Below are 23503 nucleotides of genomic sequence, written 5' to 3' on the forward strand. Positions count from 1 at the left end.
CACCGATCGAATGCGTGCAAAGAGGCTGCGCGTGTTCATGCTCAGAAGTTCCCCACAATGAAGTCCTTGAACCGGCCGAACGCGGTTTTCACGCCGCTGGTTTTCTGGGCCACCTTGAAGCCACGCAGGCGCGCCTGCCTAGCTTCTTCCATCAAACCCATCACCGTGGCAGCGCGGGGTTGCGCCACCATATCCGACAACGCCCGGGAGTATTTCGGCACGCCGCGGCGGACGGGTTTCAGGAAGATGTCTTCACCAAGCTCGACCATGCCCGGAATCACGGCGCTGCCGCCTGTCAGGACGACACCCGACGACAGCACCTCTTCATAGCCCGAGTCGCGGATGACCTGCTGCACCAGCGAGAAGATTTCTTCGACGCGCGGCTCGATCACACCGGCCAGCGCCTGCTTGGACAGCATGCGCGGCGTGCGGTCTCCCAGGCCGGGCACTTCGACCTGGGTGTCGGCATCGGCCAGCAATTGCTTGGCGCAACCGTGGGCGACCTTGATGTCTTCGGCGTCCATGGTCGGCGTGCGCAGCGCCATCGCGATGTCGCTGGTGACAAGGTCGCCCGCGATCGGGATCACCGCCGTGTGGCGGATGGAGCCGCCAGCAAAGATGGCCACGTCGGTCGTGCCTGCGCCGATATCGACGCAGGCGACGCCCAGGTCGCGCTCGTCGTCGGTCAGCACCGCCTGCGCGGAGGCCAGCGGGTTCAGCATGAGCTGATCTACTTCGAGGCCGCAGCGGCGGATGCACTTGATGATGTTCTCGGCAGCGCTCTGGGCCCCGGTCACGATGTGGACCTTGGCTTCCAGGCGCATGCCGCTCATGCCGACGGGTTCGCGCACGTCCTGACCGTCGATCACGAATTCCTGCGGCGCCACCAGCAGCAGGCGCTGGTCGCTGGAAATGTTGATGGCCTTGGCCGTCTCGACCACGCGCGCGACGTCGATGGGCGTGACTTCCTTGTCCTTGACAGCCACCATACCGCTGGAGTTGATGCCGCGGATGTGGCTGCCGGTGATGCCCGTATAGACCCGGCCGATCTTGCAGTCGGCCATCAGCTCGGCTTCTTTCAGCGCCTGCTGGATGCTGGCCACCGTAGCGTCGATGTTGACGACCACGCCGCGCTTGAGCCCATTGCTGGGCGCCACGCCCAGTCCGGCCAGCTTCAGATCGCCGCCAGGCAGGACTTCACCCACCACCACCATGATCTTGGCGGTGCCGATGTCGAGTCCGACGATCAGATCCTTGTACTCTTTTGCCATGTTCTAGTCAGTCGATCCTGTGTCCTGGCCTTCAGCGTCGCACCGGCGCGGCGGCGGGCGCGGGCGTACCCGGGGTCGCGTCGCCGCGCACGGTCGTCACACCGCGCATACGCAAGGCATAGCCACCCACGTGGCGCAGGTCCGCCGTCTCAACGGCATCCAGCGTGCGCTGATGGCGCGCCGCCACTTCCTTCACTGTTCCCACGAATTGGTTCAGCCGCGCAGCCAGCTCCTGGGGCGAACCCTGCCCCAGTTCGATCACGGCGCCGCGGTCCAACTCAGCCACCCAGTTGCCCCGCGCCTGCAGGGTCAGCCCGGCCAGGCGGGCACCGAGGGGCTCAAGCAGGGGACTCAACTGGCGCAGCATGCTCAACACCACCGGCGCCTGGCCTTCGGGGCCTTGCAGGCGAGGGATGCGCCCTTCCTCGGCTTCAGAATCGCCCACTTCGAAGACTTCGCCCTGCTGGTTGACGAGTTCGGTATCGCCATCACCCCAGTGCGCCACTGGCACGTGTTCCTGCAGGGTGATGTGCAACTGGTTCGGAAATTCGCGCTGGACCATGGCCCTGCGCACCCACGGGGCCGACTGGAACGCGGCCCGCGCAGCCGAGAGGTCGAGCGTGAAAAAGTTGCCGGACAGCTTGGGCGCCACTGCGGCGCGCAGGCTGGTTGCGCTGTTGTGGGTGGTATCGCCACCCACGGTGATCCTGTCAATGGCGAACGCCGGGTTGCGCAGTGCCCACCAGAGGCCGGCAGCCACGCACGCCAGCACCAGGCTCGTGACGAGCAGCGAGGTCGTCACGTTCATCAACCTGACGTCCAGCGGCATGGGCACCGACGAAGTCACGCAGCCCCCTCCTTGTTCGCGCCATAGTCCAGCGATGCATCGGCCAGCAACTGCACGCAAAGGTCCTCATAGCTCACGCCATCCGCCTTGGCCGCCATCGGCACCAGCGAGTGACCGGTCATTCCGGGTGACGTGTTGATCTCCAGCAGGTAGGGCTGGCGCGTGGCGGCATCGATCATCACATCCACGCGACCCCAGCCGCGGCAGCCAAGCACGCGATAGGCCTTGACGACCAACGCCTGAATGGCGGCTTCCTCGCCGGCTGGCAGATTGCAAGGAACGCGGTATTCCGTGACGTCGGTGAAATATTTGTTCTGGTAGTCGTACTGGCCCTCGGGCGCGACGATGTGAATGACCGGAAGGGCGCGCGCGTCCGAGCCAGCGCCCAGCACCGGGCACGTCACTTCGTCGCCCGCGATGAACTGTTCGCACAGCACATCGGTGTCCAGAGCGACGGCGGCCGCCACCGCGTCCTGCATCTGGCTTGCTGTCGTCACCTTGGTCACGCCAAGCGACGAGCCCTCGCGCGCCGGTTTCACGATCAGGGGCAAACCCAACTGCGCCGGAATGTCGCACACCTGCGCTGCCGTGAAATGGCCTCGCTGCAGCAGCACATGGCGCGGGGTGGGCAGCCCCTCGGCTTGCCAAACGCGCTTGGTCATGACCTTGTCGATCGACATGCTAGACGCCATGACGCCGGCGCCTGTGTAGGGGATGCCAAGCAGTTCCAGCGCGCCCTGCACCGTACCGTCTTCACCGAAGCGGCCGTGCAGCGCGATGAAGCAGCGCGCGAAGCCCTGACGCTGCAATTCGTCCATCGGTTGCTGGGCGGGATCGAAGGCGTGTGCGTCCACACCCCGGGCGCGCAAGGCCTGGAGAACGCCCTGGCCGGACATCAGGGAGACCTCGCGTTCAGCCGAACGCCCCCCCATCAGCACCGCCACTTTTCCGAATTGAACGCCGTCTTGCACCATGATCCCAAAGTTAGCGCGGATTATGCTCAGTTTTTTGTAGCAAATCAACGATTTTTGCCGGAACGGCGCCAATCGAACCCGCTCCCATGCACAACACCACGTCACCTGCCCGTGCGCGCTCGGCGATCTGCTGTGGCATGTCCGCCACGTCGTCGACAAAAACCGGCTCGACCCTGCCTGCTACGCGCAGCGCGCGGGCGAGCGAACGGCCGTCTGCGGCCACGATCGGCTCTTCGCCGGCGGCGTAAACCTCGGCCAGCACGACCTGGTCGGCGCTGCCCAGCACCTTGACGAAATCCTCGAAGCAATCGCGCGTTCGGGTGTAGCGGTGTGGCTGGAACGCCAGCACCAACCGGCGTCCGACGAACGCACCTCGCGCCGCCGCCAGCGTGGCCGCCATCTCCACCGGGTGGTGACCGTAGTCGTCGATCAGCGTGAACGTGCCGCCGTCGCCTGTCGGCAATTCGCCATAGCGCTGGAAGCGCCGGCCAACGCCCTTGAACTCGGCCAGTGCTTTCTGCACGGCGGCATCAGGGATGTTCAACTCCACGGCCACCGCAATCGCCGACAAGGCATTGAGCACGTTGTGTTCGCCCGCCAGGTTCAGCACCACCGGCAGGTCCGGCAAATGCACGCCGTTGCGGCGCTGCACGGTGAAGTGCATCTGACCGTGCTCCGCGCGCACGTCGACCGCGCGGACTTGCGCGCCTTCGCGGAACCCGTAGGTCGTCACCGGGCAGGCGACATCACCCAGGATGTCGCGCACCGCCGGGCTTTCGATGCAGAGCACCGCCGTGCCATAGAAAGGCATGCGGTGCAGGAAATCGACGAAGGCTTTCTTGAGCTTGCCGAAGTCGTGCCCGTAGGTCTCCATGTGGTCGGCGTCGATGTTGGTCACCACCGCCATGACCGGCAGGAGGTTCAGGAAAGACGCGTCGGATTCGTCCGCCTCGACCACGATGTAGTCGCCCGAACCGAGGCGGGCATTGGCCCCCGCGCTGTTCAAGCGGCCTCCGATCACGAAGGTGGGGTCCAGCCCCGCCTCGGCCAGCACACTGGCCACCAGGCTGGTGGTGGTGGTCTTGCCGTGCGTCCCGGCGATGGCGATGCCCTGCTTGAGGCGCATCAACTCGGCCAGCATCATGGCGCGCGGCACCACCGGGATGCGCTTGTCACGCGCGACGATCACCTCGGGGTTGTCGGGCGTCACGGCGGTGGACGTCACCACGGCGTCCGCGCCCTCCATGTTGGCCGCCGCGTGCCCAATGTGGGTGCGGATGCCCAAGCCCTGCAGGCGGCGCAGCGTGGCGCTGTCGGACAGGTCCGAGCCGGAGATCGTGTAGCCCAGGTTGTGCAGGACTTCGGCAATGCCGCTCATGCCCGAGCCGCCGATGCCGACGAAGTGAATATGCTGGATGGCGTGTTTCATGCGGCCAACTCCTCGCACGCCGCCACGATGGCCTGTGTGGCTTCTGTTTTTTGCAACGTTTTGGCCTTCAGCCCTACTTGGATCAGCGCTGAGCGCTCTGTTTTTTGTAGCAAATCTGCCAAACCTTCGGCCGTCAGCTCGCGTTGCTGAATCAGCCAGCCGGCGCCCTGGTCGACCAGGAAACGGGCGTTGGTCGTCTGGTGGTCGTCCACCGCATGCGGAAACGGCACGAACAGCGCAGCAACGCCGATGGCCGCAATCTCCGTGACCGTGGTGGCGCCCGATCGGCAAATCACCAGATCGGCCTCCGCGTAGGCACGGGCCATATCGTCGATGAACGGCACCAGTTCGGCCTGAACCCCGGCGGCCTCGTAGTTGGCGCGCAGCGCATCGATCTGCTTGGCGCCGCTCTGGTGCACGACGTGCGGGCGGCTGGTTTCCGGCAGCAGCGCCAGAGCGCGCGGCACCACCTCGTTGAGCGCTTGCGCGCCGAGACTGCCGCCGACCACCAGCACGCGCAGCGGGCCGGTGCGCCCGGCAAAGCGCTCCTGGGGCCCCGGGTATTGCGTGAACGCCGCACGCAGCGGGTTGCCGACCCATTGCACTTTTCGCGCCTTGGGCAGCACGCCCGGGAACGCCGTGAAGACCTGATCGGCGACCCCCGCCAACACCTTGTTGGCCATGCCCGCGATCGAATTCTGCTCGTGCAGCACCAGGGGCTTGCCCGCCGCCACGCCCATCATGCCGCCCGGGAAGGTGATGTACCCGCCCAGCCCCACCAGGACGTCCGGCTTGACGCGGCGCACCACCTGCAGCGCCTGACCAAAGGCCTTGAGCAGGCGCAGCGGCAGCAGGAACAAGGTCTTGAGGCTCTTACCACGGACGCCGCCGAATTCGATCGGCTCGAAGGCAAAGCCACGCGGCGGCACCAGTTGCTGCTCCATGCTGGCTGGCGCGCCCAGCCAGTGCACGCGCCAGCCGCGCTCGCGCAGGCTTTCGGCCACCGCAAGCCCGGGGAAGATGTGACCACCCGTTCCGCCAGCCATCACCAGAGCGCACTTCTGCGTCATGCGCGGCCCCCTCGCATCAACTGGCGGTTTTCCATGTCAATGCGCAGCACGATGGCGATCGCCACCATGTTGGCCATGATGGCGGAGCCGCCGTAGCTCATGAAGGGCAGCGTCAGACCCTTGGTGGGCAGAGCACCCAGGTTCACACCGATGTTGATGAAGGCCTGAAAACCCAGCCATAGACCAATGCCCTGCGCCACCAGCCCGGAGAACACGCGGTCCAGGGCGATCGACTGACGGCCGATGTACATGATGCGGCGGGTGAGCCACAGAAACAGGAAGATCACGCACACCAGCCCGATCAGGCCGAACTCCTCGCCGATCACCGCCAGCAGGAAGTCGGTGTGCGCCTCTGGCAACCAATGCAGCTTCTCGATGCTGCCGCCCAGGCCCACGCCGAACACTTCACCACGCCCGATGGCGATCAAGGCGTGCGACAGCTGATAACCCTTGCCAAGCGCGTGCTCCTCGCTCCACGGATCGAGATAGGCAAAGATGCGCTCGCGCCGCCACGGCGAGGCCCAGATCATGGCGGCGAACGCCACCACCAGCACGGCGGCGATCAGGAAGAACATGCGCGCATTGACGCCGCCCAGGAAAAGAATGCCCATGGCGATCACCGCGATCACCATGAAGGCGCCCATGTCCGGCTGCGCCAGCAGCAGCAACCCCACGACAGCCACGGCGATGCCCATGGGCAGCACGGCCCGGAAGAAGCGTTCCTTCACGTCCATCTTGCGGACCATGTAGTCAGCCGCATACATCAGCACGGCGATCTTGGCCAACTCTGACGGCTGGAAATTCATGGGGCCGAGCGAAACCCAGCGCCGTGCACCGTTGACCACGGTGCCCACGTGCGGGATCAGCACGGCAATCAGCAGGGCCAACGACACGACGAAAAGCCAGGGCGCCGACTTTTCCCACCAATCCATGCGGATCTGGAAGGCCACCAGCGCCGCCATCAAGGACAGGAAGATCCACATCGCATGCCGCAGTGCAAAGTGGCCGGGCGCGTAACGCGCGAAGCGCGGGTTGTCCGGCAGCGCGATGCTGGCCGAATACACCATGATCAGGCCCCAGGCCAGCAAGGCAACGCAGACCCAGATCAAGGACTGGTCAAAGCCCAGCACGCGCGACGGCGTGCTTGCGGTGCGTGCGTACTCCATGCCGCCGATGCGCACCGGCAGCTCGTCGGCGCGCGCGCGCTGGCGGCGCTTCTTGGCGCGGGGCTGCTGGCCCATCGCGTCACTTGCTGCGCTCATGCCAGCACCTCCAACTCGACACCCTCGGCCAGCGCCAGATCGCGCACCGCAGCGCAGAACGCCTCGGCGCGCTCACCATAGTTCCGGTACATGTCCAGGCTGGCGCAAGCCGGCGACAGCAGCACGGCATCGCCCGGTTGCGCGTGCTCGCGCGCCGCCGCCACCGCACCGACCATGTCGTGCGCCTCGAGCAGCGTCGCGCCGGTGGCGGCCAGCGCGGCGCGGACCTGCGGTGCATCCCGACCGATCAGCACAGCGGCGCGAGCGTACCGCGCGACGGGGTCCGCGAGCGGCGAAAAATCCTGCCCTTTGCCATCGCCACCCAGGATGACCACCAGCTTGCGCTCGGCGCCCAGGCCGTGCAGCGCCGCCACCGTGGCGCCCACGTTCGTGCCCTTGCTGTCGTCAAAGTATTCGACTTCCCCCAGACGCCCGATCGACTCGACGCGATGCGGCTCGCCACGGTATTCGCGCAAGCCATACAGCATCGGCGCGAGCGGACAACCTGCGCTCGTCGCGAGGGCGAGCGCGGCCAGTGCGTTGACAGCGTTGTGCCTGCCACGAATTCGCAAGGCGTCGGCGGGCATCAGGCGCTGGAAGTGCAGCTCCTCCTCGGTGTCCTTACGGCGGCGCTGCGTTTCGTCGGCTTCAAGCGCGCGAACCAGCCATGCCATGCCCGCGACCACTTCCAGCCCGAAGTCGCCGGGCGCAGCCGGCATGTCGCCGCCGAAGGTGACGACTTGGCGCGGCGTCGGCTTGGGGCCTTTGACACCCTTTGCCGGCACGACCGGTTGCATCGCCATGACGAGCGGATCGTCGCGGTTGAGCACCATGACAGCGCGGCTGCCGAAGATGCGCGCCTTGGCCGCCGCGTAGGCAGCCAGATCGCCGTGCCAGTCCAGATGGTCCTGGGTGACGTTAAGGACGGCCGCCGCCGTGGGCTCGAAACCCTCGACTTCGTCGAGCTGGAAGCTCGAGAGTTCCAGCACCCACACCTCCGGCAAATCGTCTGCATCGAGCCGAGCCTGCAGCGTGTCGAGCAACGTCGGCCCAATGTTGCCGGCGACGACCACCGATTTGCCCGCGCGCTCCACCAGCTGACCAGCGAGCGCGGTCACCGTGGTCTTGCCGTTCGTACCCGTGACGGCCAACACGGCCGGCGCGTAACCGCGCTCCTCGCGCAGCGCGTCTAGCGCCTGGGCAAACAGGCCGAGTTCGCCATGCACCGGCAGACCGCGCAAGCGCGCTTCGGCCACGACGTCTGCAATGGCCTTCGGCGCGAGACCGGGGCTGCGGTAGACCGCGCGCAGGCTGGCTTCGTCCACGAGACCGGCCGCGAGGGGGCCGGCAACGAAGCGCGCCTCGGGCACCGAGTCTCTCAAGGCATGCAGTTGAGGTGGCTCCTCACGCGTGTCGGCCACCGTCACCGTGGCGCCGTGGCGCGCGCACCAGCGCGCGATGGCCAAGCCTGACAGCCCCAAGCCCAGCACCAACACGTGACGATCGTTCATGGTCTGCACGGTCTACCTCAGCTTCAGGGAAGACAGGCCGATCAGGCACAGCAGCATGGTGATGATCCAGAAACGGACCACGACCTGGGTTTCAGCCCAGCCGCTTTTCTCGAAGTGGTGGTGCAGTGGCGCCATCTTGAGCAGGCGGCGCCCTTCGCCATAGCGGCGCTTGGTGTACTTGAACCATGTGACCTGCAGCATCACCGACAGCGCTTCGACCACGAAGATGCCGCCCATGATGGCCAGCACGATCTCCTGCCGTGCGATCACCGCGATTGTGCCCAGCGCGCCACCCAGCGCCAGCGCACCGACGTCGCCCATGAAGACCTGCGCCGGATGGGCGTTGAACCACAGGAAGGCCAGGCCCGCGCCCGCCATGGCCGCGCAGAAGATCAGCAGTTCGGCCGTACCGGGAATGTGGGGGAACAGCAGATAGCGCGCGTACGCCGAACTGCCCGTGACGTAGGCGAACACGCCCAGTGCCGACCCCACCATGATCACCGGCATGATGGCCAGGCCGTCGAGACCGTCGGTCAGGTTGACCGCGTTGCTGGCGCCCACGATGACCAGGTAGCTCAGGATCACGAAACCGATCACACCTAGCGGATAGCTCACCTCCTTGAAGAAGGGCACCGTCAGGCCAGCGGCTGCGGGCAGGTCGATCGTGAAGCCGGACGACACCCAGTTCACAAACAGCTCCCACACCTTGGCGTTGGAGCCTTCCGAAATGCTGAACACGAGGTAGAACGCCGCAGCCAGACCAATCAGCGACTGCCAGAAGTATTTCTCGCGCGAGCGCATGCCTTCCGGATCCTTGTTGACCACTTTGCGCCAGTCGTCCACCCAGCCAATGGCGCCAAAACCAAAAGTGACGATCAGCACGATCCAGACGAAACGGTTGGACCAGTCGAACCACAGCAAGGTGGAAATGGCGATCGACAACAGGATGAGCACGCCGCCCATCGTGGGCGTGCCGCTCTTAGACAGGTGCGTTTCCATGGCGTAGCCGCGCACCGGCTGACCGATCTTCAATTCGGTCAGCTTGCGGATCACCCACGGGCCCGCCACGATGCCGATCACCAGCGCCGTCATCGCCGCCATCACGGCGCGAAAGGTGATGTACTGGAAGACGCGGAAGAAGCCGAATTCGGGCGTCAGCGTCTGCAGCCAGGCAGCCAGACTAAGCAGCATGGGCGCCCTCCGGGGTGACTCCGTCGGCGGCCGACAGCGCCTCGACCACCCGCTCCATCCGCATGAAACGGGACCCCTTGACCCCCACGCTCGCCGACTGCGCCAGCAGCGTGCGCACAGCGTCGTTCAGCGCTTCGATGGTCTCGAAATGAAGGCCACCGCCAAAAGCCATGGCCGCGTGGATCGCCATGGGGCCATGCGCAAGCAGCCGCTCGACACCGCGCTCGCGCGCGTAGGCGCCGACCTCGGCGTGGAACTCGGGGCCTTGGCCGCCCACCTCGCCCATGTCTCCCAGCACCAGCAGGCGCGGACCGGGCAGCTCGGCCAGGACATCGACAATGGCGCGCACCGAGTCGGGGTTGGCGTTGTACGTGTCGTCGATCAGCGTGATGCTGCGGCCACGATGCCGGATGATCGCCGTGCGCGAGCGGCCCTTCACCGGCACAAAAGTCGTGAGACCTTGCGCCATGGCATCGACAGGCACGCCCGCTGCCGTGCAACACGCGAGCGCAGCCAGCGCGTTGCGCAAATTATGACGCCCCGCCACATACAGATCGAATGCCACATCACCGGCCGGCGTGGCGGCCACGGCCTGCCAGCGGTCTCCTTGCCAAGCGCTGGCGCGCAAGCTCACGCTCCCAGAATGCTCTCCAAACAATAGCTGCAAGCGCCCTTCTGACATGGATTTCCAAACGTTTTCATACTCATCTTCGGCCGGGAAGATCGCGCAGCCATCGGCATGAAGCGCACGAAATACCGACCCGTTCTCGCGCGCTACCGCCTCCACCGTGGCCATGAACTCCTGGTGCTCACGCTGCGCGTTGTTGACCAAACCCACCGTCGGCTCGGCGACCGACGCCAGATAGGCGATCTCGCCCGGGTGGTTCATGCCCAGCTCGACCACCGCCACGCGGTGGTGCGCACGCAGCCGCAAAAGCGTCAGGGGCAGGCCGATATCGTTGTTGAAGTTGCCCTGCGTGGCCAGCGCATCGTCGCCACGCCAGGCATGAAGGATCGACGCAATCATCTGCGTCACCGTGGTCTTGCCGTTGCTCCCCGTCACGGCAATCAGCGGCCCTTCAAAGCGCCGGCGCCATTGCCGGGCCAAATCGCCCAACGCGAGGCGCGCATCGGCAACCAGCACCCCTGGCAGCCCGCTGGCCAGCAGCCTGTCGGCCGCGGCTTCCGCACACAGCACGGCCGTCGCCCCCTGGGCCACCGCCTCGGCCATGAAGTCGGCGGCATCGAAGCGCTCGCCCTTCAGCGCCACGAACAGATCGCCCGCCTGCAAGCTGCGCGTATCCGTGTGCACACGCTGCACCAGCGCGGCTCCGCTGCCCACCACACGGGCGCCCGGCAGCCATGCGGCAACCTGCTCCAGAGAAAGCGCCATGCCGCTCATGCGCCTGCGCCTTTCCCAGCGGCGCGCGCGGTGAAGGCGCGCTGCACCTGATCGACGTCCGAGAACGGCAGGCGCTGGCCGCGCACTTCCTGGTAGGTCTCGTGGCCTTTTCCTGCCACCAGCACCACATCCTGCGCATTCGCGGCACACATGGTTGAGAGGATGGCCTGGGCTCGGTCCAGCTCGACCTGCACCGCGCCTGGCGCGCTCAGTCCCACCAGCATCTGTTCGACGATGGTCTCCGGCGCTTCGTCGCGCGGATTGTCGCTGGTGATCACCAGGCGGTCGGCAGCGCCTTCAGCCGCTGCGGCCATCAGCGGGCGCTTGCCGGCGTCGCGGTTGCCCCCGCAGCCGAACACGCACCACAGCCTGCCGCCACGCGCCAGCGCGAGTGGGCGCAAGGCAGCAAGCGCCTTGGCCAGCGCGTCAGGCGTGTGCGCGTAATCGACCACCGCCATGGGCGCTCCGGGCGCATCCAGGCGCTCCAGGCGACCCGGCACCGGCAGCAAGACCTGACAGGCGGCCGCCGCGTCCGCCAGGGGCACGTCCAAAGCACGCAGCACCCCCAGCACGCCCATCAGGTTGCTGGCGTTGTAGTCCCCGATCAGGGGCGTCGTGACCGTGACGGTTTGCTCACCTTCACGCACCCGCCACTGCAAGCCCTCAGGCCCGTACCGCAGGTCAAGCGCCTGCAGCCGCGCCGCCTGACGCAGCGAAACTGTCCAGACGTCCAACCCGCGCTGTTCGGCCAACTCGACCAGTTCTGGGCCCCGCGGATCGTCGATGTTGATCACGGCCGCGCGCAGACCGGGCCAGCGGAACAGGTCTGCCTTGGACTCCCAATAGGCCTGCATGCTGCCGTGGTAATCCAGATGGTCCTGCGTGAAATTGGTGAACACCGCCACGCGGATCGCCATGCCATCCAGACGGTGCTCGGCGATGCCGATCGAGGACGCTTCGATGGCGCAGCTGCGCACGCCCGCATCGACAAAGTCGCGCAGGCGGCGCTGCAGCAACACGGGGTCCGGCGTGGTCATGCCGGTGGCTTCCACGACTGGCGCCACACCAATACCCAAAGTGCCCACCAGCGCGCATGGGGAAAGCGCCGGCAGCTCCAATTTCGAGAGCAGATTGGACAACCACCACGCAGTCGATGTCTTGCCATTGGTGCCCGTAACAGCCACCATGTTCAGCGCGCGCGACGGGTGCTCGTAGTAAGCGTCGGCCACCAGGCCGGTGGCGGTCTTGAGTTGGGGGTACACAGCGATGGCCGGGTCGTCAAAGCCAAACGCGCCTGCGCCCTCGCGCTCCACCAGACAGGCCTGCGCGCCCTGAGCCAGCGCCGCGCCGACAAAGTGGCGACCATCGGTCGCCGCACCCGGCCAGGCTATAAAGCCATCGCCCGCACGCACCTGGCGGCTGTCGGCGTGCAACTGCCCCGTGACGCGCGAGCGCAGCCAGCGGGCCGCTTCCTGCGGGGTATCAAGCGTGGGCAGCGTCATGTCAGAACGACTCCTGCACCTGCTCGGCGACGATGGCAGGCTTGACCGCCACGTCCGGCTGCACGCCCATGATGCGCAGCGTCTGCTGCACGACTTCGCTGAACACCGGCGCCGCCACCGTGCCGCCGTAGTAGGTGCCGTTGCTGGGCTCGTCGATCATGACGCCGACGATCAGGCGTGGCGACTCGATGGGCGCCATGCCGGTGAACCAGGCACGGTACCTGTTGGACGCATAACCCTTGCCGACCTGCTTGCGTGCCGTGCCGGACTTGCCGCCCACCGAATACCCCACCGTCTGGGCACGCTGGCCCGTGCCGCCAGGACCGGCCGCCATGGCCAGCATCTTGCGGATGGCGCGAGCATTCTTGTCGGAAAACACCTTGACGCCCTGGATCGGCGTGTTGGAATCCAGCTTGAGCAGCGTGGCCGGGATGACCTCGCCACCATGCGAGAACGCGGTGTAGGAATGGACCATCTGGAACAGCGATGCCGACAGGCCATAGCCGTACGACATCGTGGCCTGCTCCACCGGCTTCCAGTTCTTCCAGTAGCGCACCCGGCCGGTGGCCGCGCCCGGGAAGGCCAAGTCCGGCTTGCGCCCGTAACCCAGCGCCGAATAGGTTTCCCACATTTCCTGCGGACGCAGCTTCTGCGCGATCTTCAGCGCGCCGACGTTGCTGGACTTCTGGATCACGCCCTCGACCGTCAGGTTGCCGTAGTTGTGCGTGTCCCGGATCGTGAAGCGGTCCAGCTGGTAGCTGCCGGGCGAGGTGTTGACCATGGTCTGCGGTGTGACGCGCCCCGCCTCCAGCGCAATGCCCACGGTGATGGGCTTCATGGTGGAGCCCGGCTCGAACGTGTCCGTCAAGGCGATGTTGCGCAACTGCGCGCCGCTCAGGTTCTTGCGGTTGTCCGGCGAATAGCTCGGGTAGTTGGCCAGGGCCAGCACCTCGCCCGTCTGCGCATCCAGCACGACCACGCTGCCCGATTTGGCTTTGTGCGCCAGCACGGAGTCGCGTAGCTTCTGGTAGGCGAAAAACTGCACCTTGGAGTCGATTGACAGCTGAATGTCTTTGCCATCCACCGGTGGCACTTCATCACCCACCGCTTCCACCGCACGCCCCAGCCGGTCCTTGATGACGCGGCGCGAACCCGGCTTGCCCGCCAATTCCTTGTCGAACGACAGCTCAGCACCTTCCTGACCATGGTTTTCGACGTTGGCGAAGCCGACCACGTGCGCGGCGGCCTCACCTTCGGGGTACTTGCGCTTGTATTCGCGGCGCTGGTGAATGCCGGGGATCTTCAGCTCGGCGATCTGCTTGGCGATGGGCTCGTCCACCTGGCGCTTGATCCAGACGAAGGTCTTGTCCTCGTCGGCCAGTTTCTTGTTCAAATCGGCCATCGGCATGCCCAGCAGCTTGGCCAGTTGCTGCAGCTTGGCAGGGTCGCGCTCCACGTCTTCCGGAATGGCCCAGATGCTGGGCGCCACGACGCTGGAGGCCAACAACAAGCCATTGCGATCAAAGATACGGCCGCGGCTGGCTGGCATGTCCAGCGTGCGGGCAAAACGCACCTCGCCCTGGCGCTGGAAGAAGGCGTTGCCGAACACCTGAACGTAAGCGGCGCGGCCAATCAGCACGATGAAGGCCAGCGCCAGCATCGCCACGATGAACTTGCTGCGCCAGACCGGCGTCTTGGACGCCAGCAGCGGACTGGAGGTATAGCGGATGTCCCTCACGGCGTCCGTCCTTGCGCCGGGGGCGCCGAAGCCACTGGCGACACCGCGCTCGCCGAAGTCACGTATTCGGTGACGGCCGGCGTCACCGTGCGCATGGCCAACTTGTCCTTGGCCAAGGTTTCGACGCGCAGCGACGTTGCCGCGGCGCGCTTTTCCACTTCCAGGCGCCCATGCTCGGTTTCGAGGCGATGCGCCTCGGCAACGGCGCGATCCAGTTCCGTGAACAGGCGGCGCGAGTCGTACTGCACCCGAACCAGGTACATCGCCGACACCATCAAGGCGGCCAGCAGAACGATCGCAAGCCGGGTCATGCGCGCCCCCCGCGATGGTTCGCAGGCAGCGGTGCCTGGGTGCGTTCGGCCACGCGCATGATGGCGCTGCGCGCACGCGGGTTGGCAGCGACTTCGGCTTCGCCCGGGCGCACGCGCGCCAGTGCGCGCAGCAAGGTCGGCGCCGGCTCGGCGAAGGGCGCGCGGCGGTCCACCACGGCACGCGAGTGCCGCGCAATGAACTGCTTGACGATGCGGTCTTCCAGCGAATGGAAGCTGATCACCACGAGCCGACCTCCGGGTTGAAGCACATGCAGGCTGCCTTCTAGCGCCTGCTGGAGCTCTTCAAGCTCCCCGTTGACGAAAATCCGAACAGCCTGAAATGTGCGCGTTGCAGGGTTCTGGCCCGGCTCGCGGGTTTTGACCGCGCCAGCCACGAGTTCGGCCAATTCAGCGGTGGATGCAAGAGGGCCCCGTTCCTGTCGGCGCGCGACAATCGCCTTTGCAATGGGGACAGCAAACCGTTCTTCGCCGTAGTCACGAATCACCTCTGCAATCTGCCGTTGATCGGCCACCGCCAGCCACTCCGCAGCACTTTGGCCCCGCGTGGGGTCCATGCGCATGTCGAGTGGACCGTCGGCACGAAAAGAAAAACCCCGCTCGGGGTTGTCGATCTGCGGCGAGCTGATGCCCAGGTCCATCAACACCCCGGTCACGCTGGCCGGCGGCAACTCGCCCAGCGCCGCAAAGCCCTGGTGCCTGATCGAGAAACGCTCGTCGCGGATTTGCGCGGCCTCGGCCAGCGCCTCCGGGTCCTTGTCGAAAGCCAGCAGACGCCCCGCCGCCCCCAGTTGGGCCAGCAGCGCGCGCGAATGGCCCCCGCGCCCGAAGGTGGCGTCCACGTAGAGGCCATCTGCACGGGTGATCAGTGCGTCGATCGCCTCGTTCAGCAAGACGGTGGTGTGCGTCCATGTGTTCACCGCGCAAGGCCTGCCGTTAGAAAACGAATTCCTTGAAGGAATCGGGCATGCCTTCTTCCAGCGCCTTGGCCTCCTCGGCTTCGTAACTCGCCTTGTCCCACAGCTCGAAGTGGGCCCCCATACCGAGCAACATGACTTCGCGCGTGATGTTGGCAGCGGCGCGCAATTCCGGCGCCACCAGCACGCGGCCGGTGGCATCCATCTCCACATCCATGGCGTTGCCCATGAAGATGCGTTTCCAGCGCTGCGCGCTCATGGGCAGTTGCACGATGCGGTCGCGGAATTTTTCCCATTCGGGACGCGGAAAGACCATCAGACAGCCGTCGGGGTGGCGCGTGATGGTCAACTGGCCGGCGGCCGTCGCCACCAGGACGTCACGATGCCGGGTCGGCACGGAAAGCCTCCCCTTTGCATCCAGACTCAGCGATGACGGCCCTTGAAACACCTGACTTCCCTGCTTTGTGCCCAACAAGACGGGAAAGGCACTTTCCCCCACTTAATTGCACTTTTTTGCACTGTAGCAGGAAAACGTCAAGCGGCAAGGACGCCACACAAATTATTTCAATGAAATCAAGACCTTAGCTGGGTTTTCGACCAGTTCGAAAAATAAAATCGCTTTGAAATTAGGCACTTAGCCTCGACAGTCAAAGTAGCGCCTGCACTAACCGAATCCGCGCAGCCGCGCAACACTTAGCGCGACAAACGCACACTCGCGTGGCGCGGCGCGCTACGCTGAACCGCTGCATAGGCTGCCCGGCGGTGGCGACTTGCACCTGATTCCCTGGCGGCGGCACACACCCTTCGCCCAACTGGCCCAGTCACAAAAAAGGGCCCCGAAGGGCCCTGGTGATCTCGCACACGCCGTCAGAGGATGTAGCGCGACAAATCTTCGTCCTTGCTCAGCGCCGACAGGCGCTGATCGACGTACGCGGCGTCGATGCGCACCGTCTGGCCCTCATGCCGCGTGGCGGCGAAGCTCAGTTCTTCCAGCAGTCGCTCCATGATGGTCGACAGGCGACGCGCGCCGATGTTCTCGGTGGACTCGTTCACGGCGAAGGCGATTTCGGCCAGCCGCGCGATGCCTTCTGCCGCGAAATCCAGCGTGACCCCCTCGGTCGCCATCAGCGCCTGGTACTGGCGCACCAGCGATGCGTCGGTCTGCGTCAGGATGGCCTCGAAGTCCTTGACCGACAACGATTGCAGCTCCACCCGGATCGGCAGCCGCCCCTGCAACTCGGGAATCAGGTCGCTGGGCCGCGACAGGTGGAACGCGCCCGACGCGATGAACAGGATGTGGTCGGTGCGCACGATGCCGTACTTGGTGGTCACCGTCGTGCCCTCGACCAGCGGAAGCAGGTCGCGCTGCACGCCCTGGCGCGACACCTCGGCGGTGCTGCCACCTTCCATGCTGCGCGACGCCACCTTGTCGATCTCGTCGATGAAGACGATGCCGTTCTGCTCCAGGTTGTGCAGCGCCTGCACTCGGATTTCATCTTCGTTGACCAGCTTGCCGGCTTCTTCGTCGACCAGCAGCTTCATGGCCTCGGCGATCTTCACGCGGCGCAGCTTGCGGCGCCCGGCGCCCAAGTTGCCCAGCACACCCTTGAGCTGCTCGGCCATGTCTTCCATGCCCGGCGGGCTCATGATTTCCATGGTGGGCGCGGGCTGGGCGAGTTCCAGCTCGATTTCCTTGTCGTCCAGTTGGCCTTCGCGCAGCTTCTTGCGGAAGGACTGGCGCGCCGAGCTGTCGCCCGCCGGCGCATTGCTGCCGTCGGCATTGCGGGCAGGCGGCAGCAGCACGTCCAGCACGCGGTCTTCGGCCAGGTCTTCGGCGCGCGAGCGGTGCTGCTTCATGGCCTGCTCGCGCTGCTGCTTGACCGCCATCTCGGCCAGGTCACGGATGATCGAATCGACGTCCTTGCCAACGTAGCCGACTTCGGTGAACTTGGTCGCCTCCACCTTGATAAAGGGCGCATTGGCCAGCTTGGCCAGGCGGCGCGCAATCTCGGTCTTGCCCACGCCGGTGGGGCCGATCATCAGAATGTTCTTGGGCGTGATCTCGGGGCGCAGCTTTTCGTCGACCTGCTGGCGGCGCCAGCGGTTGCGCAGTGCGATGGCCACGGCGCGCTTGGCGTCCTGCTGACCCACGATGTGGCGGTCGAGTTCGGAGACGATTTCCTGCGGCGTCATGGAAGACATGAAGTATTTATGCCAAATAGGGCTGCAGCGCTACAACCATCTGCGCGAGCAGCTATGTTAAAAATAGCAACCTGAGCGACCGCTCGAGGTCAGAGCGTCTCGATCGTGTGGTGCATGTTGGTGTAGATGCACAGCTCGCCCGCGATTTCCAGCGCTTTCTTGACCACCTGGTCGGCCGGCAGATCGGTGTGGTCCAGCAAGGCCTTGGCGGCCGATTGGGCGTAGGCGCCGCCCGAACCGATGGCCACCAGCCCGTGCTCCGGCTCCAGCACGTCGCCGTTGCCGGTGATGATGAGCGACGCTTCGCGGTCGGCCACCGCCAGCATGGCTTCCAGCCGGCGCAATACGCGGTCGGTGCGCCAGTCCTTGGTGAGCTCGATCGCTGCACGGGTCAGGTGGCCCTGGTGCTTTTCCAGCTTGGCTTCAAAGCGCTCGAACAGGGTGAACGCGTCGGCCGTGGCGCCCGCAAAGCCGGCCAGCACCTTGCCGTGGAACAGCTTGCGCACCTTGCGCGCCGAGCCCTTGACGACGATGTTGCCCAGCGTCACCTGGCCATCGCCACCGATCGCCACCTGCCAGCCTTCGGGCGTCTGGCGCCGCACGCTGATGATTGTTGTGCCGTGAAAGGGTTCCATCGCGTCCAGATGGGGGCGATGCGGCGCGGCGCAAGTCCTGCGCCACGCAAAAATTGGGGCTTAGTCGCTGCGCGGCAGCACGCGTGCGGCGTCCTGGATGCCGATGACGCCGAAAAACGCCGCCACCAGGCGGTTGACCTGCTTGAAGGTCACCGGTCGGCCTTCGCTCTTTTGCTGCATGGCCCAGTTCAGCAGGTCGCCCGCGGCGCCAAAGTCGACGCGCAACAGTTTGCGGCAGTTGAGTTCGAACATGCCGATGCCGCGACCGTCAGCAAAGGGCGCCAGCGCCTGGTCGGCCGCGCCGACGAGTTCGCCTTCGAGTGTGCCGCGAAACACCCCAGCCTCATCGACCGAGGGCGCGCCGGTCGATGGCGGCGCCGAATCAAGCTGCGACTCACCCGTGGCATCGGGGCCGAAATCGCTTGGCACCACCGTCTGCCCCTCTTCAGTCATGCGATTGAAGCTGCCCGCCGGCTCTTCCCACGCCGGCGGCGAGACCTCGTAGGTCACGCAGTAGTTCAGCGCGACCAGCTCGAACTCGTCCATCTCCCGCTGCAGGCGCAACAAGGCCAGGCGCGCGTCCCACCATTGCGGATCGGCCTCCCGGTCGTCGGTAGGCGAACGCTCGGCCAGCACTGCCAACAGCCGGTCGTCGCCCAGAAACTTCAGGCCGCCGGGCTGGTTGCCCCAACGCTTGAGCACGTCGATCAGCCCCGGCAGGGCCGTGGGCTCGATGGTCTTGAGATGGCGCCAGTCGACGCGCCACGGCGGTGGGTTGCGCTGCAGGCTGGCCTTGAGCGCGGCCACCGACTGCGTGCCGATGGTCGAAGGGCTGACCCAGTGGAACAGGCCCGACACCACGGCTGCCGGCGGCGTGATCGGGGCCGGCGCGGACACAGCGCCCGCTTCGGTGACCAGCGCCCATTGCGGCGCCGAGCGCCCGAACAGGTCGGCAAAATCGATCGCGGCGTCGTCGAATTTGTCCTGCTGGAGGCTGGCACGGTAGAGATCGAACAACGTCAGCCAGGTGTCCATGTCCCGGTGACGGCTCCCGCCATCGCGCAGCAATTCCATCAGCCCGGCCTCGGCACCAGCGACGTCGCCATTGGCGAAGCGGATCGCCGCTTCCTCGATCTCAGGGTCCTGCTTGGCCTCGACGACCACTTCCACATTGAAATCTGCGTGTCCGCCGAAAAGCACCACGCCTGAGCGCGAATCTGCCGACGTGTCCACCGTGGCACCCAGCGCCGCGGGCATCGGCGCCGCGGCCAGATCCGGCATCGTTGGCGCAGGCGGCCGGTTCAGCAGCTCCTCGCCCATCGTCTCGGTAGGGACGAAGGCACGCACCTGAGGCGGGCCACCTGCACCCACCGGCCGTACTTCCGGCTCCGCGGCGGCAGACTGCATGGGCAGGGGTTGCGGCTGTGCTGTTACCGCACCCGGCGTCACCTCGGCAGCCGCGCCGGGCGCCGCCGCTGCCCCCGCCTTGTGCTTGAACCAGGCGGTGGACATCTGCGCTTCGATCTCGTCGATCTTCTTGAGTGTGCGGGCGCGCTCGCCGGTGTTGGCCGGCTGACTGCTGGGATAGAAGGATGGACTGGCCTGCACCTCGCGCCCATCGGCATCGCCACGTCGGCGCAGCTTGCGCAGCATGTCGAATTCGCGGTTGCGCACGAAATCGTTGCGCCGCTTGCGCACGATCATTTCCTTGAGCGCCAGCCGGGATTCGGCATCACCGCTGTCCGTGTCCGGTCGATCCAGGTCCGACCAGTGCGTGGTCGGGCTGGTGACGAACTTCACCATCTTGGACAGCAGTCCGCCTGGGCGTGTTCCGGAATCCTTGCTCATGGACGGTGAAAAGGCCGCGTGGGGGTGCTTTCGCTCAGTCGCCGAACATCTTTTGCTTGAGCTCGCGCCGCTGCTGCGCCTCAAGCGACAGCGTGGCGGTGGGGCGGGCCAGCAGGCGCGGCACGCCGATCGGCTCGCCGGTCTCATCGCAGTAGCCGTAATCCCCTGCGTCGATGCGGCCGATCGACTGCTCGATCTTCTTGAGCAGCTTGCGCTCGCGGTCGCGCGTGCGCAACTCCAGCGCGTGCTCTTCCTCGATCGTGGCACGGTCGGCCGGATCGGGCACCACTACCGTGTCGTCGCGCAGGTTTTCAGCCGTCTGGCCGGCGTTGGCGAGGATGTCGTCCTTGAGCTGCACCAGCTTCATGCGGAAGTAGGCCAGCTGTTTGTCGTTCATGTACTCCGTGTCGGGCATGGCCACGACTTCGGCATCGGACAACTCCTCGATGCTCTTGGTTTTCCAGTTGTTGGCCAGCTTCGGGTCTTTCTTGACCGGAATGGCCACGGGTGGCGTAGCAACAGTGGACATAGGGACGGGTAACACTTTCAACGTGGCCGGCGCTGCGGTCGCAACGGAACGGGGGGTTGTCGCGGGCGCTGACGCCTTGGCCGGCCGCGCAGCCGCCTTGGATTTGGCGGGCGTGGCCTTGACAGGGCCTTTAGGAGCTGTGGATTTCACGTCAACTGTCTCCTGTGAAGCGCGGCGCCAGATGCGACGGCTACAACCTTGGTATCCAGCGAATGAAGCAGTACCCTTTTCATCCGCGCCAAGCCCTGTTTTTGGCTTTCTTGGGCAATCTGATCAGGGCATTCGTTCTTGGCCGATGCCCTGCTCAAAGGCGGCGATTGTAGCCACGTCCAGGGTTGCCGCGAAATCACCCTACCTCGGTGCAAACCCGGAAACGGCCATTTTCGTCGGATCGTGTGACGGATGTGCAAGCTGACCGCCGTGCTTCCCGACCAACACAGCACCCTCAGACCAGGCACTGCTCCAAACCCTGCAGCAGGATGTCCTGCGGCAGGTCGATGCCGATGAACACCATCTTAGACACACGCGCCTCGCCCTCGGCCCAGGCCGGGCCCAAGTCGCTGCCCATCAACTGGTGCACGCCCTGGAAGATGACCTTGCGCTCGGTGCCCTTCATCCACAGCACGCCCTTGTAGCGCAGCATGCGCGGGCCGTAGATGTTGACGATGGCGCCCAGGAAGTCCTCCAGCTTGGCCGGGTCCAGCTCCCGATCGGTGCGAAAGACGAAGCTCTTGACGTCGTCGTCCACATGGTGGTGGTGCGCGTGGCCATCGCTGTGGCCGTGCTGGTGCGACGGGTGATCGCAGTGCTCGCCATGTTCGTGGTCATGACCGTGGTGGTGGTCATGGTCATGGTCGTGCGCATCTTCTTCCTTCAGAAAGTCGGGGTCGATGTCCAGCTTGGCGTTCAGGTTGAAGCCGCGCAGATCGAATACGTCCTTGATCGGCACCTCGCCAAAATGCACCACGCGCTGCGGCGCACGCGGGTTCATGTGTTTCAGGCGGTGCTGCAGCGCGTCCAGCGACTCGGCGTCCACCAGGTCGGCCTTGCTGATGAAGATCTGGTCGGCAAAACCTACCTGGCGCTGCGCTTCCACGCGGTGGTTCAGCTGTTCGGCCGCGTGCTTGGCGTCGACCAGGGTGACGATGGCGTCCAGCAGGTAGGCCTCGGCGATCTCGTCGTCCATGAAGAAGGTCTGCGCCACCGGGCCGGGGTCGGCCACGCCGGTGGTTTCGATCACCACGCGCTCGAAGTCCAGCTCGCCCTTGCGCTTCTTGGCGGCCAGGTCGGCCAGCGTGGCGCGCAGGTCTTCGCGGATGGTGCAGCAGATGCAGCCGTTGCTCATCTGGATGATCTGCTCCTCGCGGTCGTTGACGAGGATGTCGTTGTCGATGTTTTCTTCACCGAATTCGTTCTCGATGACGGCGATCTTCTGGCCGTGCGCTTCGGTCAGCACGCGCTTGAGCAGCGTGGTTTTGCCGGCGCCAAGAAAGCCGGTGAGGATGGTGACGGGGATGAGGGCCATGGGCGGGTCTGCGCGCCGCCAGCCGTGCGGCCGGGCGCGCCAAAGGCATTGAAAACACACAGTGTAGCCATTGGGCATGACCGCAGCAGGCGGGTGCAGCGATGGCCTTATCGGCTTACCCGCACCGGCCCATCGCTATGCTTTTTCTAGCTGTCAGCGCAATCTGCTATAGGGCCAGATGTCGATTTCTCTTGAAATTTTGGTGGGGACACGGTCCGCCGTGCGCATGCGCCTCAGCGCTTGCGCGCCCGCGGATGCGCCGCGTCGTAGGCCTTGGCCAGGTGCTGGAAGTCCAGCCGCGTGTAGACCTGCGTGGTGCCGATGTTGGCGTGGCCCAGCAATTCCTGCACCGCACGCAAATCGCCGCTGGACTGCAGCACGTGGCTGGCGAACGAATGGCGCAGCATGTGCGGGTGCACCGGTGTGGCCAGACCCGCGCGCAGGCTGCGCCGGCGCAGGCGCTGCCAGACCGATTGCGCGGTCAGCCGTGTACCGCGCTGGCCGATGAAGAGCGCGTGCGCCGCGTCGGCCGCCGCCACGCTGACCTGATCGCGCACCGCCAGCCAGCGCGCCAGCGCCTCGGCCGCGGCGCGACCCAGCGGCACGGCGCGGCGCTTGCTGCCCTTGCCCTGCACGTGGATGTCGCCCGCCTGCGCGTCAACCCAGCCGCGGCCCGCCCGCGCGGCGGCGTCGCTGGCGGCCACGTCCAGGCCCACCAATTCGCCCACGCGCAGACCGGCGCCGTACAGCAGCTCAACCATGGCCGCGTCGCGTGCTTCCAGCCAGGGGCTGTCCTCTTCGTCGCTGTGGTCGGCCAGGTGCATGGCTTCGTCCACGCCCAAGGCCTTGGGCAGCGGCCGCGCCTGCTTGGGCGCACGCACGTCCTGCACCGGGTTGGCGCTGATCAGCCCTTCGCGCCCCAGCCAAGCGTAGAAGCCGCGCCAGCCCGACAGAATCAGCCCGATGCCGCGCCCGCTGCGCCCGCCCGCGTGCATCTGCGCGACCCAGCGGCGCACGTGGTGGTTCTGCACCGCTGCCAGCGCCACCCCGGCCTGTGCGGCCGATGCGCCCAGCTTTTCCAGGTCCAGCGTGTAGAGCGCCACCGTGCGCTCGGCCAGCCGCTTTTCGACCTGTACGTGTTGCAGGTAGCGCGCGATCAGGGCCTGATCGGCGGGGGACAAAAGGGGCGTGGCATCGGCAGACATGCTAGCCAAATAATAGCTGCTCGCGCAGATTCCGCCTAGGCTAGGGTGAAAAAACGCCTCGAATTACTTACGAAGCTACGCCGCGCATGCTTTGGGCATGGACGCGATCGGCACGC

The 23503-nt window shown here is 65.9% G+C and carries 20 protein-coding genes; all 20 read right to left on the reverse strand.

The genetic code is table 11. From position 1 onward, the window contains the following. Nucleotides 1–41 precede the first annotated feature (41 nt). The 20 genes from ftsA to FVQ98_RS02620 all read right to left on the reverse strand — a co-directional run bounded on the left by ftsA (nucleotide 42) and on the right by FVQ98_RS02620 (nucleotide 23387). Nucleotides 42–1271, reverse strand: a complete 1230-nt coding sequence (gene ftsA / locus FVQ98_RS02525) for a cell division protein FtsA (protein WP_147911856.1) — start codon at nucleotides 1269–1271, stop codon at nucleotides 42–44. Nucleotides 1272–1302: 31 nt separating this feature from the next. Next, the gene (locus FVQ98_RS02530; protein WP_147911857.1) at nucleotides 1303–2118 is read right to left on the reverse strand and encodes a cell division protein FtsQ/DivIB; all 816 of its coding nucleotides are present in this window, start codon (nucleotides 2116–2118) and stop codon (nucleotides 1303–1305) included. Continuing rightward, nucleotides 2115–3092, reverse strand: coding sequence for a D-alanine--D-alanine ligase (locus FVQ98_RS02535; RefSeq protein WP_147912154.1), 978 nt, complete (start codon nucleotides 3090–3092; stop codon nucleotides 2115–2117). Before FVQ98_RS02535 ends, FVQ98_RS02530 begins: the two co-directional genes overlap by 4 nt. 10 nt (nucleotides 3093–3102) lie before the next feature. Then, entirely contained in the window at nucleotides 3103–4521 is a 1419-nt protein-coding gene (gene murC, locus FVQ98_RS02540; protein WP_147911858.1) for a UDP-N-acetylmuramate--L-alanine ligase, read from the reverse strand. Then, a complete protein-coding gene (gene murG, locus FVQ98_RS02545) occupies nucleotides 4518–5591 on the reverse strand; it encodes an undecaprenyldiphospho-muramoylpentapeptide beta-N-acetylglucosaminyltransferase (protein ID WP_147911859.1) in 1074 nt (357 codons plus the stop codon). The genes murC and murG overlap by 4 nt, the downstream gene beginning before the upstream one ends. Then, a complete protein-coding gene (ftsW, locus tag FVQ98_RS02550) occupies nucleotides 5588–6832 on the reverse strand; it encodes a putative lipid II flippase FtsW (RefSeq protein WP_255507620.1) in 1245 nt (414 codons plus the stop codon). The genes murG and ftsW overlap by 4 nt, the downstream gene beginning before the upstream one ends. A gap of 17 nt (nucleotides 6833–6849) precedes the next feature. Then, nucleotides 6850–8364, reverse strand: a complete 1515-nt coding sequence (gene murD, locus FVQ98_RS02555; RefSeq protein ID WP_147911861.1) for a UDP-N-acetylmuramoyl-L-alanine--D-glutamate ligase — start codon at nucleotides 8362–8364, stop codon at nucleotides 6850–6852. Nucleotides 8365–8376: 12 nt separating this feature from the next. Beyond that, the gene (gene mraY / locus FVQ98_RS02560; RefSeq protein WP_147911862.1) at nucleotides 8377–9555 is read right to left on the reverse strand and encodes a phospho-N-acetylmuramoyl-pentapeptide-transferase; all 1179 of its coding nucleotides are present in this window, start codon (nucleotides 9553–9555) and stop codon (nucleotides 8377–8379) included. After that, complete coding sequence (locus tag FVQ98_RS02565; RefSeq protein WP_255507592.1) at nucleotides 9545–10948, reverse strand: UDP-N-acetylmuramoyl-tripeptide--D-alanyl-D-alanine ligase; 1404 nt, start codon at nucleotides 10946–10948, stop codon at nucleotides 9545–9547. Before FVQ98_RS02565 ends, mraY begins: the two co-directional genes overlap by 11 nt. A gap of 5 nt (nucleotides 10949–10953) precedes the next feature. Further along, nucleotides 10954–12459, reverse strand: coding sequence for a UDP-N-acetylmuramoyl-L-alanyl-D-glutamate--2,6-diaminopimelate ligase (locus FVQ98_RS02570; protein WP_147911864.1), 1506 nt, complete (start codon nucleotides 12457–12459; stop codon nucleotides 10954–10956). A gap of 1 nt (nucleotide 12460) precedes the next feature. Then, the gene (locus FVQ98_RS02575) at nucleotides 12461–14197 is read right to left on the reverse strand and encodes a peptidoglycan D,D-transpeptidase FtsI family protein (RefSeq protein ID WP_255507593.1); all 1737 of its coding nucleotides are present in this window, start codon (nucleotides 14195–14197) and stop codon (nucleotides 12461–12463) included. Then, complete coding sequence (gene ftsL / locus FVQ98_RS02580) at nucleotides 14194–14508, reverse strand: cell division protein FtsL (protein ID WP_147911865.1); 315 nt, start codon at nucleotides 14506–14508, stop codon at nucleotides 14194–14196. The genes FVQ98_RS02575 and ftsL overlap by 4 nt, the downstream gene beginning before the upstream one ends. Beyond that, the gene (gene rsmH, locus FVQ98_RS02585) at nucleotides 14505–15446 is read right to left on the reverse strand and encodes a 16S rRNA (cytosine(1402)-N(4))-methyltransferase RsmH (RefSeq protein WP_147911866.1); all 942 of its coding nucleotides are present in this window, start codon (nucleotides 15444–15446) and stop codon (nucleotides 14505–14507) included. The genes ftsL and rsmH overlap by 4 nt, the downstream gene beginning before the upstream one ends. Nucleotides 15447–15462: 16 nt before the next feature. After that, on the reverse strand, nucleotides 15463–15891 hold the full coding sequence (mraZ, locus tag FVQ98_RS02590) for a division/cell wall cluster transcriptional repressor MraZ (protein WP_147912156.1): 429 nt from the start codon (nucleotides 15889–15891) through the stop codon (nucleotides 15463–15465). A 419-nt stretch (nucleotides 15892–16310) separates the two neighbouring features. After that, complete coding sequence (hslU, locus tag FVQ98_RS02595; RefSeq protein ID WP_147911867.1) at nucleotides 16311–17645, reverse strand: ATP-dependent protease ATPase subunit HslU; 1335 nt, start codon at nucleotides 17643–17645, stop codon at nucleotides 16311–16313. 89 nt (nucleotides 17646–17734) lie between these two features. Further along, entirely contained in the window at nucleotides 17735–18280 is a 546-nt protein-coding gene (gene hslV / locus FVQ98_RS02600; protein ID WP_147911868.1) for an ATP-dependent protease subunit HslV, read from the reverse strand. Between the two features lie 60 nt (nucleotides 18281–18340). Then, nucleotides 18341–20128: an STAS domain-containing protein gene (locus FVQ98_RS02605; protein WP_147911869.1), complete on the reverse strand. Its 1788-nt coding sequence runs from the start codon at nucleotides 20126–20128 to the stop codon at nucleotides 18341–18343. Between the two features lie 34 nt (nucleotides 20129–20162). Then, nucleotides 20163–20807, reverse strand: coding sequence for an RNA polymerase-binding protein DksA (gene dksA, locus FVQ98_RS02610; RefSeq protein WP_255507594.1), 645 nt, complete (start codon nucleotides 20805–20807; stop codon nucleotides 20163–20165). Nucleotides 20808–21102: 295 nt separating this feature from the next. Further along, entirely contained in the window at nucleotides 21103–22182 is a 1080-nt protein-coding gene (locus FVQ98_RS02615; RefSeq protein ID WP_147911871.1) for a CobW family GTP-binding protein, read from the reverse strand. A 233-nt stretch (nucleotides 22183–22415) separates the two neighbouring features. Next, nucleotides 22416–23387 carry a tyrosine recombinase XerC gene (locus FVQ98_RS02620; protein ID WP_147911872.1) on the reverse strand — a complete coding sequence of 324 codons (972 nt, stop codon included), beginning with the start codon at nucleotides 23385–23387 and terminating at the stop codon, nucleotides 22416–22418. Nucleotides 23388–23503: the final 116 nt, after the last annotated feature.

Source organism: Ottowia flava (genome assembly GCF_008017535.1).
In the GTDB taxonomy this organism is placed as follows: Bacteria; Pseudomonadota; Gammaproteobacteria; order Burkholderiales; family Burkholderiaceae_C; genus Ottowia; species Ottowia flava.

Coding starts and splice junctions, on each gene's coding strand:
- murD (WP_147911861.1), bottom strand. CDS start 8,364: ATGAACGATCGTCACGTGTTGGTGCTGGGCTTGGGGCTGTCAGGCTTG.
- ftsL (WP_147911865.1), bottom strand. CDS start 14,508: ATGACCCGGCTTGCGATCGTTCTGCTGGCCGCCTTGATGGTGTCGGCG.
- murG (WP_147911859.1), bottom strand. CDS start 5,591: ATGACGCAGAAGTGCGCTCTGGTGATGGCTGGCGGAACGGGTGGTCAC.
- ftsW (WP_255507620.1), bottom strand. CDS start 6,832: ATGGGCCAGCAGCCCCGCGCCAAGAAGCGCCGCCAGCGCGCGCGCGCC.
- FVQ98_RS02565 (WP_255507592.1), bottom strand. CDS start 10,948: ATGGCGCTTTCTCTGGAGCAGGTTGCCGCATGGCTGCCGGGCGCCCGT.
- FVQ98_RS02535 (WP_147912154.1), bottom strand. CDS start 3,092: ATGGTGCAAGACGGCGTTCAATTCGGAAAAGTGGCGGTGCTGATGGGG.
- FVQ98_RS02570 (WP_147911864.1), bottom strand. CDS start 12,459: ATGACGCTGCCCACGCTTGATACCCCGCAGGAAGCGGCCCGCTGGCTG.
- hslV (WP_147911868.1), bottom strand. CDS start 18,280: ATGGAACCCTTTCACGGCACAACAATCATCAGCGTGCGGCGCCAGACG.
- FVQ98_RS02615 (WP_147911871.1), bottom strand. CDS start 22,182: ATGGCCCTCATCCCCGTCACCATCCTCACCGGCTTTCTTGGCGCCGGC.
- hslU (WP_147911867.1), bottom strand. CDS start 17,645: ATGTCTTCCATGACGCCGCAGGAAATCGTCTCCGAACTCGACCGCCAC.
- ftsA (WP_147911856.1), bottom strand. CDS start 1,271: ATGGCAAAAGAGTACAAGGATCTGATCGTCGGACTCGACATCGGCACC.
- murC (WP_147911858.1), bottom strand. CDS start 4,521: ATGAAACACGCCATCCAGCATATTCACTTCGTCGGCATCGGCGGCTCG.
- FVQ98_RS02620 (WP_147911872.1), bottom strand. CDS start 23,387: ATGTCTGCCGATGCCACGCCCCTTTTGTCCCCCGCCGATCAGGCCCTG.
- FVQ98_RS02605 (WP_147911869.1), bottom strand. CDS start 20,128: ATGAGCAAGGATTCCGGAACACGCCCAGGCGGACTGCTGTCCAAGATG.
- mraY (WP_147911862.1), bottom strand. CDS start 9,555: ATGCTGCTTAGTCTGGCTGCCTGGCTGCAGACGCTGACGCCCGAATTC.